Below are 16,768 nucleotides of genomic sequence, written 5' to 3' on the forward strand. Positions count from 1 at the left end.
TGCACCCATCCAGTGGCGCAAAATTTTGCGGCCGCAAGGAAATTCGCGGCGTATATATTTTCAGTGAAAGCGATGCGCTTCGCAAACGACTCGTGCGCTCGACAACGGGATAGAGACAGTCAAGAAATATCGACGTAGACATAACTTCCAAACTCAACGTTGCGCTAGGCGTCAGCGACTGCCCCCGCAACGACGCACATCGTTGCGCAGTAACTTCGTCACCCATCTCCAACGCGTCGAGCGTTTATCTTTTCTCGCCATTTGGGCACGTTCACGCCCATCATGATGAGCCACAGGCAAAGCGATAGTTCTGCCAGGAAGCCCAAGACCTCCAGGTACGTGGATAGAGTGCCTGCATGCGGAGAGAGAAAAATCAGCCAACCCAAACCGGCAAGCATCATCAGCACGCCAAGAATGCGTGGCAGAAAGGTTGACCTGAAAATGAGGTAGCCCAATAACAGGCAATAGGGCCCGAAAAATATCAGGGGACTTACCCCGTAAACAGCGATATTAAAGACGCCCAGAACATCGATGGCGCACCCTGCCAGGCTGAATAATGCCGCGAGCAACGAAAAACGCGCATTCACTGGCTTAAACATGCCGTAGAAGAGCAGCGTTACAGCGACGTAAAACAGTTGGGAAATCAGATTGACGGCGTCATAGGCAACAAGCCGGCTCCGGCCAATGAAGGTCTCGGCGGATATCGCGGTTAGGAAGTAAAGCAAATAAACAACGCCGGTCATTCTCGCCCGGGGACGCGGAGAGGCTGCTTCGATCCGCTTTGTCATTTCGGGCACGATTATGCACCTTGCCTTTTGGCCGATTCACCCCATTAAACGCTCAGCGCAATGACTAGATAGTTGGAGGCCCGATGACGACTCAACACGACAAAGCCATCCTTGCCGGTGGTTGCTTCTGGGGTATGCAGGATTTGCTCCGCCGCTATCCGGGCATCCTGTCCACACGCGTTGGTTATACCGGTGGCGACGTTGCCAATGCCACGTATAGAAACCACGGTTCGCATGCCGAAGCGATCGAAATCACCTTCGATCCAAGTGTCATCGGCTATCGCCAGATCCTCGAATTCTTTTTTCAGATCCACGACCCGAGCACCAAGAACCGTCAGGGCAATGATGTCGGCGCGAGTTACCGCTCAGCGATCTTCTATCTCAATGACGATCAAAAAGAGATCGCCGAAGATACGGTGGCCGATGCGGACGCATCAGGCCTATGGCCAGGAAAAATCGTGACCGAGATCGCTCCCGCAGGTCCCTTTTGGGAAGCGGAGCCGGAACATCAGGATTATCTGGAACGTTATCCCGATGGCTATACCTGTCACTTCATTCGGCCGGAATGGAAGCTACCGAAACGGGCGCATTGAAAGAGAGAATGACCACGGCCATTACGCAGACTCATCCTGCTTCGATGGCTGACGAAACTCGTAATCCTCTGGCCGAAAGTTAAGCGCGCGACTCCTGTAGACAAACGTGTAACTCGGCCAGATCGATGCGTTGCGTCCGGTCTTGTCCATGTACCAGCTTTTGCAACCAGCCGTCACCCAGACAGTTCCGCGCAATTTGCGATCCACCCAGGCTATGTAACGCTTCTGCGCTTCGGCACCAGCCTCGACCACGGCAACGCCCAACGTTTCTGCACGCCGGATAAGGCGAAGCGCCTGCTCCACTTGCGTCTCCAGCATGTAAACCATCGACGTGTGCCCAAGAACCGTATTTGGTCCGTGGAGGAGAAACAAATTCGGAAAATCGCTGACCATGGTGCCCGTAAGCGAACGGGGACTGCCCTGCCAGACATCGGCCAGCGATGTGTTGTCTCGCCCATAGATGTAGTGGGAATACGGCAGATCCTGTACCTGAAAGCCGGTACCGAAGATGATCACATCGACCTTATGTTCGACTCCATCACTGCCGACGACGCCGTCTTCCGTGACACGTTCCAACCCTGAAGGAACAACGTGTACGTTCGGTTGTGCCAGCGCGGGATAATAATCATCTGAAACCAGGACGCGTTTGCAACCCAGCGTGTAGTGGGGCGTAAGCTTTCGACGCAAAACCGTATCTTTGATGCTCGCGTGCATGTGTCTGATGGCTTGCATCTGGACGACGCGCATCACGATGGGATGCCGAAATCCGAACGCCAGCAATTCGCGTTGCACGTAGATGCTGAAGCGAGCGCACCGCTGCCACCATGGAAACCGACGGAAGCGTTCCCTGGTATTCCGGGTAATGGCAAAGTCGCCGCGCTTGACGACCCACGCCGCGGTACGTTGAAAGAGATATAACGTCGAGACGATGGGCTGAATCCGTGGAACGAACTGAATGGCCGACGCCCCCGTACCGACCACGCATACCGCTTTGCCTTCCAGGTTCACATCGCTTGGCCATTGGGCCGAGTGAAATATGGGCCCCTTGAAATGGCTCATCCCTTCTATAGCGGGAATCTTCGGATCGCTGAGCGCGCCCATGCCTGCAAACACGTAGCGGCCACGGTATTCCCCATGCGCGGTACCGATGATCCACTCGCCGTGTTCCTCACTCCAATACATGCGTTGAACCGCGGTATTGAATTGGATGTGTTCCAATATCCGGAATTCCTGCGTGCAACGCCGAAGATAATCCAGAATCTCCGGCTGCGGAGAAAACTGGTAATTCCAACTCGAGTTGGGCGCAAAGGAATACGAATACAAATGTGATTGAACATCACACGCGCAGCCGGGATATCGATTGTCGCGCCAGACACCGCCGACATCGTCGCCGCGCTCCAGCACGACAAAGTCGTGCTCTCCTTTTTGCTTCAGACGAATGGCCGCCGCCAGACCGCCGAAGCCGGCGCCAACGATGACGACCTTGAACGAGCGATCGTTCGGGCTCCGAGCGTCGAGCACGCCCCCTCCACACCGTCATGTCCCAGGGACAAAAATCAGACCAAAACCTGAGACAGGCTTATTACCTGAGCGCGGCGGGAGGAAACGCTAAGGATTAGTACATTTGTCGTTTAGGCAAGCGAAGCTCGCTGCGCTAAACCGCATGATCCTCTACCTTCGGAATGGCCCCGCTTGCATACAACTCGTCGATATCGGCCACGCTAAATTCCAGTTGCCGCAGGATCTCCTCGTTATGCTCTCCGATCTTCGGAGCACGCTTGGCGGATACCTTGTCGACACCATGCACCTGAATCGGGCTACTGATCGTGGATGTCAGTTTTCCACCGGCGCCCTCGATCGGAACAATGATGTTGTTTGCATGGAGCTGCGGATCGTCGATGACTTCGTGTGGAGCCCGCACCGCGCCGAACGTCACGTGCACACCGTTGAACACGTTGTACCAATGTTCCATCGGTTGCGAGCCGAACACCTCATCCAGGATGGCAGTGAGCTGCGGCATATTCACCATCAGCTTCGCCGGATCGGAGAACCTGGGATCAGTCAGGAGATCGGGTCGGCCGATTGCCATAGCCACGGCTGCCAACTTGTCGGACGTAACGACGAGAACGAACCACGTGTCATCGGCGGAGCGATAGACGTTCATCGCTGCATTCGCGGGATTTTTGCGATCGTGCAGCCCGAAGAATTTGGCGTCGCACAGCGCAGCCTGGATGGAAACACTCGCGGACCACACGCCTTCGGCGAGCAGCGAGGTCGTGACATGCGCACCCTCCCCGGTTCGCTCGCGGCGATACAGGGCCGTGACAATCGCCGAATAGAGTCCCATTGCCGTCGCGTTGTCGCCACTACCCGCCACGGGCCAGGTTGGCGGCGCGCCGGCATCGCGCGTCATCGACAACAAGCCGCTGCGAGCCCAATACGACGTGATGTCGAAGCCAGGCAGGTTTGCATCGGGCCCCTTGTCGCCGAAACCCGTGATATCCGCGTAGATCAAGCGCGGATTCCAAGCGATGACATCATCATATTCAAGCTTGAGCCGCGCACGTGCAGGGTGCGGCGTGTTGACGATGAGAACGTCGGCCCATTTGACGAGCTTTTCGAGAACCGGCCGCGCGCTCGGGGATTTCAGATCAATCGCCATACCCCGCTTGTTGCGATTGTTCAGATGCCATGGGTAAGCATCCTCGGAAACCGGTTGTGGCGGGGCGTTGTGCGCGTGCCGCCACAGCTCGCCGCTCGGCGGTTCGACTTTGATGACGTCGGCGCCGAAGTCGGACAAGATCACCGCGGCGCTGGGACCTGCGATGAAGCTCGCCATGTCGACGACTTTCAGACCGGAAAAAATATTGTTGCTTGCCATATTTGTTCTCTATGAATCGCTGTGTGCGGCGGATACTTCACCGCCCCCGAAATTGAGGTACACGTTTCTCGAGGAAAGCGGTGGTGCCTTCCTTCTTGTCTTCGCTGGCCGCGCAAATGCCAAAGTAGGAAGCCTCCAGCGCAAGCCCTGCGCTTTGGCTGGTCTCTAAACCTTTGTTCGCTGCATCCAGGGAAAACTTCACCGCAATCGGCGCGTTGGCAGCGATCTGCTTGAGAATGGCTTCCGCTCGATCCATCAAGCTGTCCGCAGCGACAACCTCGTTGACCAGACCGATGCGATAGGCTTCCTGCGCAGAAATTGTTTCGCCGGTGAGGATCAGTTGCAGCGCGCGCCCTTTTCCCACGAGACGTGGCAGACGTTGCGTTCCACCACCGCCAGGCAGCAAGCCCAATTTGACTTCGGGTTGGCCGAATCTGGCGTGTTCCACGGCGATCCGTATCGTGCACGCCATGGCGGTCTCGCAACCTCCACCAAGCGCAAAACCATTGATCGCGGCGATGACGGGTTTGCCGAGATTTTCTATGAGGTCCAGCACGCCCTGCCCTAACCGGCTGGACTGCTCCGCTTCGTAGGCGTCCAAATGCGCGAGCTCGCTAATGTCGGCGCCGGCGATGAAAGCCTTGTCGCCCGCGCCGGTAAGGATCACGCCGCGCACGGAAGCGTCGGCTTTCGCATCCTCGAATGCAGCGTTCAAATCAGTCCAGGTCGACGTATTGAGTGCGTTGAGTACTTTGGGCCGATTAATCGTCACATAGGCGATCAAACCCTTTTTCTCGTACAGAACGTTCTCGAGCTTTAGCTCCGTCGCTGTCGAAATATTTAAGGATGAGGTCATTACTAAGCTCCTCCCACCGTAGCTTTGGACTTTGAGAAGTCGGGCGCGCGTTTTTCGAGGAATGCCGTGAGGGCTTCCTTGGCATCATCCGACTGCAAACGCGACGCGTACTCCTGGAACTCGAGTTCCGCAGCGGCCGCCATATGAGCACTCAAGGTACGCCTCATCAGCCGCTTGCTCGCGCGCACGGCTCCAGCCGGCAGTCGTATCAGTTTGTTTGCCGTGTCCAGCGCTGTCGCCATGAGTTCGGCCTCGGCCACGACGCGTGTGACGAACCCCAGCTCCGCCGCGCGACGCGCATCGAACGGCTGCGCCAGTAGAACCAATTCCGCTGCGGCGAGGTAGCCGATCTGCGCGGGAAGCCAATAGCTCGTTCCCAACTCCGGCACCAACGCGAGATTCACGAACGGCATCTGGAATCTGGTGTGCTCCGCGGCGTACACGAAATCGAAGTGCGTAAGCATCGTCGTGCCGCCGCCGATGGCGAGGCCATGTACCGCAGCGATAAGCGGCTTGTCGAACTCGATCAGCGCCGCGAAGAAGCGGGCCTGCGGACTGTCGTCACCCTGCGGAGGATGGTGGAGGAAATCGCCGAGGTCATTGCCCGCGCAGAATGCATCGCCGGTGCCATGCAAGAGCACAACCCGCGTTTCGTCGTCCTTGGCCGCGGCGTTGAGCAACTCCGCTACTGTCGAGTACATGTTGGACGTCATCGCATTCTTCTTCTCCGGTCGGTTGAACTGGATTCGAAGTATGTTCTCGACGCGTTCGGTCACAATCTCAGGCACTTCCATCTCCATAGATTTTTGGCTGCTCGCGGTGACGCGCGTCAAACAAAGGCGCCGTAGCCAGTGATGGCTTTACCCACGATCAGGTTTTGCATCTGATAGGTGCCTTCGTAGGAATAAAGCGCCTCAGCGTCGACGAAGAAACGCCCGACATCGTAGTCGGCGAGGATACCGTTGCCGCCCAAAAGCTCGCGTCCCCATGCGACGGTTTCGCGCGATTTAGCCGTACAAAACGCTTTCGCGAGTGCAGCTTGGTGATCGCTGAGCTTGCCGTCGTCATCGAGTTGCGCGAGCCGAAGCATCAAGCACTGGCATGCGGTCACGTTGGCGAGCATCTTTGCCAGCATATCCTGCACCAACTGGAACGAAGCAATCGGCTTGCCGAACTGCAATCGCTCCTGGGTGTATTTGAGCGTTGCTTCGAACGCACCCATCTGGATGCCGGTGGAAGCCCAACCCACCATGTAGCGTGTCATTCTCAGCACGCGTGCTGTATCGCGGAATGAGTTACCGCCCTGCAGGCGATTCGCCTCAGGCACGCGCACATCCGTCAACGTGATCTGCCCGTTCTGAACCACCTTCAACGCGATCTTGTGCTCCATCTTCTCAACGCTGAATCCGGGCGTGATCTTGTTCTCAACGATGAAACCTTTGACCTGATTGTCAGCGACATCGCGGGCCCAGATGATCGAAATGTCACACCATGGCGAGTTACCGATCCAACGCTTCTGGCCGTTGAGAACCCAGGTATCTCCTTCGCGCTTGGCGGTCGTAGTCAATCCGCCGCCTGTTCCCGAACCAACCAATGGCTCGGTCAATCCGAAACACCCGATCTTTTCAAAACGCGCCATTTGCGGAAGCCACTTCTGCCGCTGCTCATCCGATCCGTCGAGATAAATCGAGCCCATGGCCAGGCCGCTGTGCACACCGAAGAACGTACACATCGATGCATCGGTACGCGCTATCTCCATCGCGACGAAACCGAACAGCTTCTGGCTACCGCCCGCGCAGCCATAACCTTCGTAGCCAAGCCCGCCAATACCCAGTTCCTTGAACGAAGGCAGCAGCTCGAACGGAAACGCGTCATCCGACCAGTACTTATTGATGATCGGCCGGACCTTCGTCTCCATGTACGCGCGCACTTTGGCGACGACGGCCCTCTCCTCGGGAGTAAGGTGATCGACCAATTGATAGAAATCGCCGTTGGGTACGGGCACAGGTTTTTCGCCAGCGGCATGACTTGCTGCGGTGTCTGTAGACATTTGGAACTCATCCCTACGGCTTGAGAGCCGGAAAAGTTGAAGACGTACGATCGATCTCGCCGTTGGTCTCAGAGACCGCAGCCGTCGATTTCCTTTAGCGCGACTTGTCAGCCTTGTTGCGCAGCTCGATCAAGCCGAGCAGGACTTCGTCGCGCTCCGACGCAAGCTGGTCGATCGAGCGCGAACCGACTTCGGCATGAACACCGTCGATCAATTTCTTCTGCACTTCGGGCGTGAGTTCCGGAGTTCCAAGCACCTTCCACCAGGCAGTCATCGGGCCGGTGAATTGCTGGAAGAAATGTTCGATACCGCCTTGGCCACCGCCCAGATGATTGAGCATCAGCTGACCCATGATGCCCCAGCGCAGACCGGGTCCCCAGCACAATGCCGTGTCGACATCGGCGGCACTGACGACATCCTCGGCGACGAGATGGTAGACCTCCCGTGCCAATGCAGCTTGCAAGCGATTCGCGACATGCCCAGGCACTTCCTTTTTCACGCGCACAGTGCGCTTGCCGAGGCTCGTGTAAAACTCGTCGACGCGCTCGATCGTATCCTTCGACGTCTTTGCACCGCCGACAATCTCGACCAAGGGAACAAGATGCGGTGGATTGAACGGGTGACCGATAACGCAGCGTTCGGGATGCAGTGTGCATGCGGACTGGATTTCGCTCATCGTCAGGCCCGACGAGCTTGAAGCGATGATGACGCTAGGCTTCAACAGTTCGTCCAATTGACGATAGAGCGTCTTTTTGAAGTCGATTTTTTCCGGTCCATTTTCCTGCACCAGATCGGCGTCTTTAACGGCATCGGTCACGCTTGCAGTGAACGACAGCCTATCCTGAGAAGCATCGGCTGCAAGACCCAGGCGTTGCATCGCAGGCCACGCTGTTGAAACAAAGCGCCGAAGCGCTGCCTCCGCATCCGGTGCGACGTCCGTTGCGACTACGTCGAGGCCCTTGGCAAGAAAGAGTGTGGCCCAACTGGCACCGATAACTCCCGTACCGATAATGGCAACTCGGCGAATAGGCTTGTTTTGCGACATCTCACTTCTCCTTGGGGATTTCGGCGTACGCGATGCCGGTCAAATTGCCCTGCGCGTAGAGGACATTCTTTTCACCGGAACCATCGAGCCGCGCGGAGTACATCGATCCCGCAAGATCGGTCACAAACATGCGGTCGCCTTCCACATCCAGAGCAATGCCGATGCCTTCCATCAGATGGCTTATGACGATCTCCGGCTCGGCCGGCTTGTTGTCGATAGACGCGCGATTGACCGTGTTACCGCGCGGCGGGTCGCCGCGATCGGTCCAGTACAGCACGCGATTGCTCGTATCGAGCTCAAGATCGATCGGCTCGGGCAAACCATCGAAGAAGACCTCGATGTCAGTCCGGTTCGCCGCGGTTTGCCCGGCGGGAATTTCAAGATTGGCGCGAAAGATACGGCCGCGGCCCGCGTTGTCCGGTCCCTTTTGCGACCAGTAGATATGCCCGCGTTTCGGGTCGATCGTCAGTCCGACGCACCAACGTGTCTGATCCTGGCGCTCGACTTCGCCGTGGCCGGATTCGATCAGTGTCTCCAGCTGCGAACCGTCAAGATTGCAGCGCATGACGCGCATTCCCTCGCGATCGCACCAATAAAGCTTTCTGTCTTTCTTATCGAGGATGATCTGCTTGGGCGTGTGGGTCCATCCCTTGGGAAGGATCGTCTTGCGATTCGTGCCGTCGATGTCGGCGCGCTCGATCGATCCATCGTTGAGATTCGGCACACCCATGTTGGTCCAATAAATATGACCAGCATCCGTATCCACTACGATGCCATCCGGCAAGTGACAACCCGTCACGATAGTCTCGTGTTCTGTGCCATCCGTATTCATCGAGTGAATGCGCCCGGCGTTTAGCTCAAGCACAAATAGACGAGCGACAGTGGTGTCGGCATCGACGCCACGATTGTTTTTTTCGGTGATTTCAGACATGCGGGACCTGTGTATTCATCTGACGCGAAACGGGTCAGAGGCCGGCCGCTACGGTGCCGCTAATACCAGCCACGGTATTGGATGAAACCATCACCTTAGGAATGATTGTGTTTTCTCAGCTCAACGCGAACGAGCGTAAGCCAACGCTCGTCACGCAATCGTTTGGTGATTTGTTTTTAACGGAACAAGGTGCGCAAGCAACGCAGTCATAAACGTTTGCACCGTAAGTTCAATGACCTGCGAAAAATAAAGGCACCATGCATTGGTGATACGAAAGTGCTAGGTAAGTTATAGAACGTGAGCACGGTTATCAGTCGTCATCCACTGGTAACAATTCTTCTTACCGCGATTATTTTTTAACCCACCACTGTAGGGTCAACGCTGTCCGCTAACTTACGCACTCCGAGGAACGAATCCAGGCACGCCCGTCTCCACCACCGCGTTCAATCGAATGCTTGTCGTGATGAGATGTTCCATCTCATGCATGGCATCGTCGGGCAGCGCGGATATATCAAAGTTCTCACGGATATGCACGGGGTTCGTCGATGTGGTAAGGAATGCCGTGCCGCGCTGCACTGCCCATGCCAACGCCACTTGTGCCGGCATCTTGCCGACACGCTGTGCGATGGCCTTGATCACCGGATCGTCCGTTATTCTCGGTTCCATGCCATGGCCCAATGGAGCATAGGCAAGCAGCACGATGCCATGCTGTTTGCAGAAATCGAGCAGTTCCCATTCGGGAAGATAAGGATGGCATTCGACCTGCACGACAGAGGGTTTGATGCGCGCAATGGCAACGATCTCTTTCACTTTCTCCAGCGTGATATCCGATAGACCGATGGATCGGCACCGGCCCTCGTCCACCAGACTCTCCATCGCACGCCATGTGTCGACCAATGTGATGTCCGAATCGTAGATCGGCTCGTTCCGCTCGTTCATCGGATACTGTTCATCGCCCGGCTGGAATGCGAAAGGCGTGTGGATCAGATAGGAATCAAGATAGTCGAGCTGAAAACGACGCAAGCTGGCTTCGAACGCAAGCTTGAGTCTTTCGGGACGATGATTGTTGTTCCATAGCTTGGTGGTGACGAAAAGTTCCTCTCGCTTCACCGTTCCAGCTTCAAAAGCCTCCTGCAGCGCCTCGCCAACCAGTGTTTCGTTGCGATAAACCTCGGCGCCATCGATATGCCGGAATCCCACTTCCAACGCGGCCTTGATGGCCGGCTTCACTGCATCGACTTTCGTAATAAGCGTGCCAAAGCCAACGGCTGGGATAGATCCGTTGCCATGATTGAGTGGAATTCTTTTATCGCGAAGATTTTCTGACGTAGACATGTTTGTGCTCTCGTGTTGGAAGCCAGGTCCGCGCGGAAGAAACACGCGTCAGCTGCTGTGTGAAACCGAAGTTGCTTGAACATCCCATCCGCATCGATGCCCTGGACGGAAGCGCCGCTTTTCTTCAAGAACCCGGTAAGTGAGGAAAAGTAGTGGGCCGATCCTTCACGGTTTCTCGCGGTACGCTACTCTTTGTTCGAACGCATCGTGTGAATTTCCTCCGAGTGCAATGGACAGTTGCACGGTGTCGAGGTAACGCGCCGTCTTCGCCTGGATCTGACCGATCAACGCGCGCTGGTAACCGCGCTCGGCGTCCAGCACGTCGAGCACGCCGATTTCGCCCACTTGATAGCCCTGCCGGTTCAATTGCAGGCTGGTTTGGGCAGCGCTCAACGCGCGCTGCTGCGCGGCATATTCTTCCGAGTCGTGGTTGATGGCCTGCAGCACGTCCGCCACCTGCCCCAACGATTTGATAACGGTCTGTTGATAATCGGCAAACGATGCGTTGTAGCCGTCGATGGAAGCGCGACGATTCGCCTTGAGCGTGCCGCCCTCATAAATCGGCCCGGTCAACCCCGCTGCAACACCCCAAAGCGTGCCGATGCCTGGGCCTGCCTGAGTGAGCGAAGCTGAAAGCTTCAGGTGTGGGTACATATCCGCGGTAGCTACGCCGATCGCAGCACTCGATGCATGCAATTGCGCTTCGGCTTCGAGAATGTCGGGCCGGTTGCGCGCGAGTTCGGAGGGCAGACTGATGGGTACATCCCCAGGCAATGCAAAATCGCTTAAGTCGAAATTCGGCGCCGTCCATTCGCCCGGGCTCTTTCCCACCAGAATCGACAATGCGTGCCGCGCCACATCGCGTTGCTGGGCAAGCGGCGGCAGCAAGGTTTGGTCTTGGGCGAGCTGCGTCGTAGCCAGCGCGATATCAACCTGCGTAGCTTTGCCGTATTGATGAGCCGTGCGAACCAGTTCGAGATTCTTCTGATCGTCAGCGATCAAAACGTTGACGGCGTCAATTTGCGCGCGCGCGGACGCGAGCAGCAATGCCTCGCTGGCGACATCACCGGTGACAGTCAGATAGGCCGCGTCAAATCGATGCTGTTGAAGTTCGGCGAGTGCCGACTTTTCCTCAACCGACCGTTTCGTACCGCCAAAAATGTCGAAGTCGAAACTCACCTGTGGTCCGACTGCGTAGAAGTTGGATGTGGATACGCTGGCTCCTTCAATCGCCCGCTGACGGCCGCCCTGCGCTCCAAAACCCACCTGCGGCTTCAGACCACCGGCAGCTGCGGTAACGGCTTCATTCGCCTGCGCAATCGTTGCGTCCGCCGCTTCCAGATCGAAATTGCCCGCGATGGCTTTATGCATCACGCCATCGAGCTTCGGCGAGCCGAGCGTCGACCACCAATCACCATCGATGCTCTTGCCCAGATCGATATGTTGAGCGCCAGCAGCCGTATTGCTGGTGCTGAGTTCCTGTTCGGCCTGCGCATCGTAGTGTTGCGAGACGGGTGCAGCCGGCCTTTCAAAATCAGGCCCCACCATGCATGCGGATAGAAGCACAGACGTAGCGCTGGCAAGGATGACTGTCCTTGCAACGCACCTCAATGAAATGGATCCAATCAGTTTCATGTTGCAACTCCAGGAGTGTCACTTGTCGACACGCGGTTTGCGAAGGAACAGAACAAGCGGGCTAGCGATCAGCATGACCGCCATCAAAAGTTTGAATTGACCAATGACCCCGACAATCGCTGACTGACTGGTGACCAGATCATTCATCGTGGCGAGTGCCGGCATCGATAGAGAGCCGGCCGTCTCACTCGCAATGCGGTATGGCCTGAGGTTGTTGGCAAGCGCCAGGTGCATGCTCTGGGTATTGTTGAAGAAGTAGATCTGCACGATTGCAATGCCGAGCGTGCTGCCATAAAGGCGCGACAGGTTGAAGAACGCCGTGCCTTCCGAGCGAAATGTCGGGTCCAGCGTGCTGAAGGCAGCCCGTGTCAGTGCGGGCATCAGAATGCCCAAACCGGCGCCTTGGAAAATGCCTGCCAAAATCACCGCGCGCTCATCCATCAGCGGCGAGTAACCGACCATCTGCCATGTGCCGTAGACCGCGAGGCACAAGCCACCGATGACGAACAAGCGATTGTCGACGCGCGCTGGCAAGCGCCAAGCGAGGAGCAATGCAGATATCAGTGCAATGCCTCGCGGAATCGTGATGTAGCCGGCGGTGTGCGCCGGGTAGCCGAATAGCTCTTCGAGTATCGGCGAGGTCAGCGCCAAGGTTGGCAGAAGAACGAAACCCAACGCGAAGAACATCACCGTCGAAACACCGAAGTTGCGGTCCTTGAACAACGCCTTATTGAGGAAGTGCTGGTCTTTCGTCAGCACATGCACAATGAAGAGGTAGAAACCGAGCACGGATGCGATCGTTTCCGCCCATATCTCGGTTGAAGCAAACCACTCCATGCGCTCGCCGCGATCAAGCAGCATCTGCAGACCTGTGATGCCTAGTGAAAAAGTCGCCAGCCCAAAGAAGTCAAAAGACGGCCTTTTCTCTGCTTTCTTTTCCCTCAGATAGAAACCCATCGTCAACGCGATAAACGCGGCTATCGGAAGGCTGAGATAGAAGATCGATTGCCAGCCGACATATTCGCTGAGTGCACCGCCGATGCCTGGGCCGCTCAGCATTCCAAGTAGCGCTGTCACACTCCATAGAAGGCCGATGTGGCCGTGCCGAAGTGGCGGCAGTTCATCGAGCAGGATAGATATCGACAACGGCGCGAGCGTGCCGCTCGCGGCACCCTGCAAAATGCGCGCAGAGACGAATTGCAGCGGTGTCGTCGCCAGCGTGTCGAGTATCAGTGCAAAGCTGAAAACCGCGAGCGAAATCTGAAAGACTGCCTTTCTCCCACATCTGCCCGATAGCCAATGCGTCATCGGCATGACGATGGCGCTCGCGGCGATATAAGAGGTGAAGATCCAGCCGATCTCGTCGTCGGTCATCGACAGCGCGCCCTGCACATACGGAAGCGCTGCATTCGGAATCGATATGTTCATCGCCTGCATGAAGGTCGCAAGCATCGCGGCGATGATCAGGAACCGGTGCGATCTCACATTGGTGCCGGGATCGACGGGGGCATTCACTGTCCTGCTCCCATACCAGGACTTGCAGCACGAACGCTCTGCTGGGTATCGACTTGCGCGGTGACACTCATACCCGAGTACAGCGGCCACTTCGGATCGATGTTGTCCAGCTCAAGCCGCACGGGCAAACGTTGCACGACCTTCACCCAGTTGCCGGTGGCGTTCTCAGGTGGCAACACCGAAAATTCCGATCCCGTCCCGGGGCTGATGCTCACAACGTGCGCCTTGAAACGATGCCCAGGATAGGTATCGACATCGACGTTCGCCGCCTGACCCGGTCGCATATGCGTCAAGCCGGTTTCGCGAAAATTTGCTTCGATCCACACATGGCGGCTCGACATCATCGAGAACACCGTGGCGCCGCTACTGACGAAATCGCCTACCTGCAGATCGTCAACCTTGGTGACGACGCCATCGTCCGGCGCGATCACCGTGGTATAGGAGAGATCGAGCCGTGCGCGATCCAGTTGAGCTTTTGCCTCGCGAACCGTCGGATGCTGATCGACATCGATATTCGGGTCGCCATTCAATTCGGCGACGCTGTTGGACACGTCCTGTTGCGCCGACGCAATGTGCTGGCGCGCCACCAAAAGGTCCGTTTGGGCCTGCTCATACGTCGAGCGCGACGTGAAATCCGTGGCGAGCAGTGCCTTCTTGCGCTCATATTCATGCTCGTCGAAATCGGCCGTAGCCTTGGCTGATTCCACATCGGCCAATTGCCGGCGGTAGGTTGCCTTGAGCGCTTCAACCTGAAGGCGCGCACTGCCGAGCCGCGCCTCGGCCTGTTCCACGGCGATCCGGTATGGCTCGGGATCTATCTGGAACAACAACTGACCCGCGCGAACCGGTTGATTGTCCCGCACCGCGATGTTCACCACCTGACCGGGAACCCTCGCGTTGATGGAGACCTTCGCGGCCTGCACAAAAGCATCGTCAGTCGCGACATCGTGCGCGGTGGCCAGATACCTGGCACCGCCACCTATCACCAGCAACAGCGGCAACGCCGCCATCAGGGGCAGGCGCAGCTTTGCCTTGATGCTCCGGCGCTCGTCTTTCGCGCGATCACCCGCGTCCAGCCCACCCGCCACTTCGTCAAATTGTTTACGCATCGCAGATTCCTCAATGACTGCCGGGCTGGCGCAAAGACCGTGACTTGGCTCTCTACCGAGCGGCCGCGCGCCTGACGCTCATGCATGTTGAATTTTGTACATGTTCGGATAATAATCACCCAGCACACGAGAGGTCAAGTATTTTTATGCTATCTGGAACAAAAATAGATAAGAGTGAGAAAAAGCCCCGCGGGCGGCCACGCGCCTACGAGCCTGAGACCGCTCTGCGGCAGGCCGCGGAGGCGTTTTGGAAGAGCGGTTATTCCGGGACCTCACTCGATGACATTTCCGCCGCCACCGGCATGAACCGGCCGAGCCTTCGGGCGGCGTTCGGCGACAAGCACGACATTTATGTCAGGGCGTTAAGTGGCTACTGGGAACTCAAATTTGCAGCGATGCATAAAGCACTGGAGAGCGGCGGCACCTTGGCCGAAGCCTTGATGAAGGTGTACGACGCGGCACTATCGATCTACTTCTCCGGCGACGATCAAGTGCTCGGATGCTTCGTCGTCGGGACGGCCGTTACCGAGGCGCCGGGCGATCCGCAGATACTGGAAATCGCCGCAGAGGGTTTTCGTGCGCTCGATGCCGCGTTTGAAGCGCGCTTCAAACTTGCCCGTACCGCCGGAGAATTGAAACAGGGTGCCGATCCCAAAACGCTCGCCCTGCTCGCCTCGGCGACGATGCATTCCATAGCTATCCGCGCTCGCACGGGCACCTCGCGGAATGACTTGAGAAAGCTCGCGCAGAAAGCGGTCAATGCGATCTGCGAGTAATCGGTTGATGCAATCCATATTCGCGAATAAAGCATGGGTTCCTGTCGAACTCGGCCTCAGCCGAGTTTGCAAGGTGTGCCGTGACTGAAGAACTCCCTGACATCATTGCCGGACGTCTCAACGTGCTCTTTTGCGGAATAAACCCCGGAATGACAGCGGCCGCGACGGGCCATCACTTCGCTGGAAGAAGCAATCGCTTCTGGCGTGTCATACATCTGGCGGGCTTTACCCCTGAGGAAATTTCGCCTCAGGACGATCGCACGATACTCAAATACGGATGCGGTGTGACATCCGTAGTGAAACGACCGACGGCGAGCGCAGATCAGCTTTCACGGGAGGAATTCACCTCCGCCGCAGTGGAATTCGAGCAGAAGATCGCGCGCTATGCGCCACGCCTTGTCGCCTTTCTAGGCAAGGCAGCGTACGCCGCACTGTCAGGTCAACGAGAGCTCGCCTGGGGATTGCAGCCGGCACGCATGGAGGGTGCCGCCATTTGGGTTCTGCCCAATCCCAGTGGAAGGAATCGCGCATTCAATCTCGACAGTCTGGTCGATGCGTATCGTCAACTCTATGCAGCATCCATGCACGAACAACACTAACTGGAGAACTCGGTTGGTTAAAAAGAAAGCCACATCGATCATCTGGCCAGGCACGCCGTTGCCGCGTGCGTTCTTTGATCGGGTCGCCACGAAGGTGGCACCGCAACTGCTCAACAAAGTCCTGGCGTCCGAGGATGGCCGGGCGGGCCGGATTGTGGAAGTGGAGGCTTATCTCGGCGCTATCGATCCAGCTGCGCATACGTATCGGGGAAAGACGCCACGGAATGCTGTGATGTTTGGACCACCCGGGCATATGTATGTCTACTTCACGTACGGCATGCACTGGTGTGCCAACTGCGTGAGCGGCCCTGAGGGTGATGGTTGCGGTGTACTTATCCGTGCGCTGGAGCCACTACATGGGATTGAACAGATGCGCGCTGCGCGGCCACGCGTGGCGAGTGATCGCGATTTATGCCGCGGGCCCGCTCGGCTGACGCAGGCCATGGGCATCAATGGCGCGCAAAATGGACTCGATCTTGTTAGCGCCCATGATGGCTTCACCATCGTCGACGATGGCATGGCTCCGCCCAAAGCACGCGCCGGCAATCTTCGCATCGGCATCAGCGTCGGCAAGGATTTTCCCTGGCGATGGAATGTGCCTGGCAACCGTTATGTATCAGGTACGACTGCGCAGCGGCGCTGATATTCAAAAACG

The 16,768-nt window shown here is 57.1% G+C and carries 16 protein-coding genes; 4 read left to right on the forward strand and 12 right to left on the reverse strand.

What is annotated here, in order from left to right; all coding sequences use genetic code 11:
• Positions 1–218: 218 nt before the first annotated feature.
• On the reverse strand, positions 219–788 hold the full coding sequence (locus EKH79_RS06675) for a DUF4386 domain-containing protein (protein ID WP_233590227.1): 570 nt from the start codon (positions 786–788) through the stop codon (positions 219–221).
• Between the two features lie 83 nt (positions 789–871).
• Between EKH79_RS06675 and msrA the strand changes: the two genes are divergently transcribed.
• Positions 872–1,381, forward strand: a complete 510-nt coding sequence (msrA, locus tag EKH79_RS06680; RefSeq protein ID WP_126672979.1) for a peptide-methionine (S)-S-oxide reductase MsrA — start codon at positions 872–874, stop codon at positions 1,379–1,381.
• A 21-nt stretch (positions 1,382–1,402) separates the two neighbouring features.
• On the opposite strand, the gene EKH79_RS06685 is transcribed toward msrA, so the two are convergent.
• The 11 genes from EKH79_RS06685 to EKH79_RS06735 form a co-directional block, all read right to left on the reverse strand.
• A complete protein-coding gene (locus EKH79_RS06685; protein ID WP_126672980.1) occupies positions 1,403–2,902 on the reverse strand; it encodes a flavin-containing monooxygenase in 1,500 nt (499 codons plus the stop codon).
• A 133-nt stretch (positions 2,903–3,035) separates the two neighbouring features.
• A complete protein-coding gene (locus tag EKH79_RS06690; RefSeq protein ID WP_126672981.1) occupies positions 3,036–4,262 on the reverse strand; it encodes a CaiB/BaiF CoA transferase family protein in 1,227 nt (408 codons plus the stop codon).
• 37 nt (positions 4,263–4,299) lie between these two features.
• Positions 4,300–5,118 carry an enoyl-CoA hydratase-related protein gene (locus tag EKH79_RS06695; RefSeq protein WP_126672982.1) on the reverse strand — a complete coding sequence of 273 codons (819 nt, stop codon included), beginning with the start codon at positions 5,116–5,118 and terminating at the stop codon, positions 4,300–4,302.
• Positions 5,119–5,120: 2 nt separating this feature from the next.
• Positions 5,121–5,906, reverse strand: coding sequence for an enoyl-CoA hydratase (locus tag EKH79_RS06700; protein WP_126672983.1), 786 nt, complete (start codon positions 5,904–5,906; stop codon positions 5,121–5,123).
• A 41-nt stretch (positions 5,907–5,947) separates the two neighbouring features.
• Positions 5,948–7,168 carry an acyl-CoA dehydrogenase family protein gene (locus EKH79_RS06705; protein ID WP_126672984.1) on the reverse strand — a complete coding sequence of 407 codons (1,221 nt, stop codon included), beginning with the start codon at positions 7,166–7,168 and terminating at the stop codon, positions 5,948–5,950.
• Positions 7,169–7,262: 94 nt separating this feature from the next.
• Positions 7,263–8,213, reverse strand: coding sequence for a 3-hydroxyacyl-CoA dehydrogenase NAD-binding domain-containing protein (locus EKH79_RS06710; protein ID WP_126672985.1), 951 nt, complete (start codon positions 8,211–8,213; stop codon positions 7,263–7,265).
• Between the two features lies 1 nt (position 8,214).
• Positions 8,215–9,144: a DUF5050 domain-containing protein gene (locus EKH79_RS06715; RefSeq protein WP_126672986.1), complete on the reverse strand. Its 930-nt coding sequence runs from the start codon at positions 9,142–9,144 to the stop codon at positions 8,215–8,217.
• 393 nt (positions 9,145–9,537) lie between these two features.
• Positions 9,538–10,479, reverse strand: a complete 942-nt coding sequence (locus EKH79_RS06720) for an aldo/keto reductase (RefSeq protein ID WP_126672987.1) — start codon at positions 10,477–10,479, stop codon at positions 9,538–9,540.
• 165 nt (positions 10,480–10,644) lie between these two features.
• Positions 10,645–12,114 (reverse strand): efflux transporter outer membrane subunit, encoded by a 1,470-nt coding sequence (locus EKH79_RS06725; protein WP_126672988.1) that lies wholly within the window; start codon positions 12,112–12,114, stop codon positions 10,645–10,647.
• An 18-nt stretch (positions 12,115–12,132) separates the two neighbouring features.
• Positions 12,133–13,629, reverse strand: coding sequence for a DHA2 family efflux MFS transporter permease subunit (locus EKH79_RS06730; protein ID WP_199754164.1), 1,497 nt, complete (start codon positions 13,627–13,629; stop codon positions 12,133–12,135).
• On the reverse strand, positions 13,626–14,738 hold the full coding sequence (locus tag EKH79_RS06735; protein WP_126672989.1) for an HlyD family secretion protein: 1,113 nt from the start codon (positions 14,736–14,738) through the stop codon (positions 13,626–13,628). Before EKH79_RS06735 ends, EKH79_RS06730 begins: the two co-directional genes overlap by 4 nt.
• Positions 14,739–14,884: 146 nt before the next feature.
• Here EKH79_RS06735 and EKH79_RS06740 point away from each other — a divergent pair, with 146 nt between their 5' ends.
• The 3 genes from EKH79_RS06740 (at position 14,885) to EKH79_RS06750 (ending at position 16,756) form a co-directional block, all read left to right on the forward strand.
• On the forward strand, positions 14,885–15,514 hold the full coding sequence (locus EKH79_RS06740; protein ID WP_126672990.1) for a TetR/AcrR family transcriptional regulator: 630 nt from the start codon (positions 14,885–14,887) through the stop codon (positions 15,512–15,514).
• Positions 15,515–15,594: 80 nt separating this feature from the next.
• Complete coding sequence (gene mug, locus EKH79_RS06745; protein ID WP_126672991.1) at positions 15,595–16,113, forward strand: G/U mismatch-specific DNA glycosylase; 519 nt, start codon at positions 15,595–15,597, stop codon at positions 16,111–16,113.
• A 13-nt stretch (positions 16,114–16,126) separates the two neighbouring features.
• Entirely contained in the window at positions 16,127–16,756 is a 630-nt protein-coding gene (locus tag EKH79_RS06750) for a DNA-3-methyladenine glycosylase (RefSeq protein ID WP_233590206.1), read from the forward strand.
• The last annotated feature ends 12 nt before the right edge of the window (positions 16,757–16,768 follow it).

This window comes from Dyella dinghuensis (assembly GCF_003977615.1).
Classification (GTDB): domain Bacteria; phylum Pseudomonadota; class Gammaproteobacteria; order Xanthomonadales; family Rhodanobacteraceae; genus Dyella_B; species Dyella_B dinghuensis.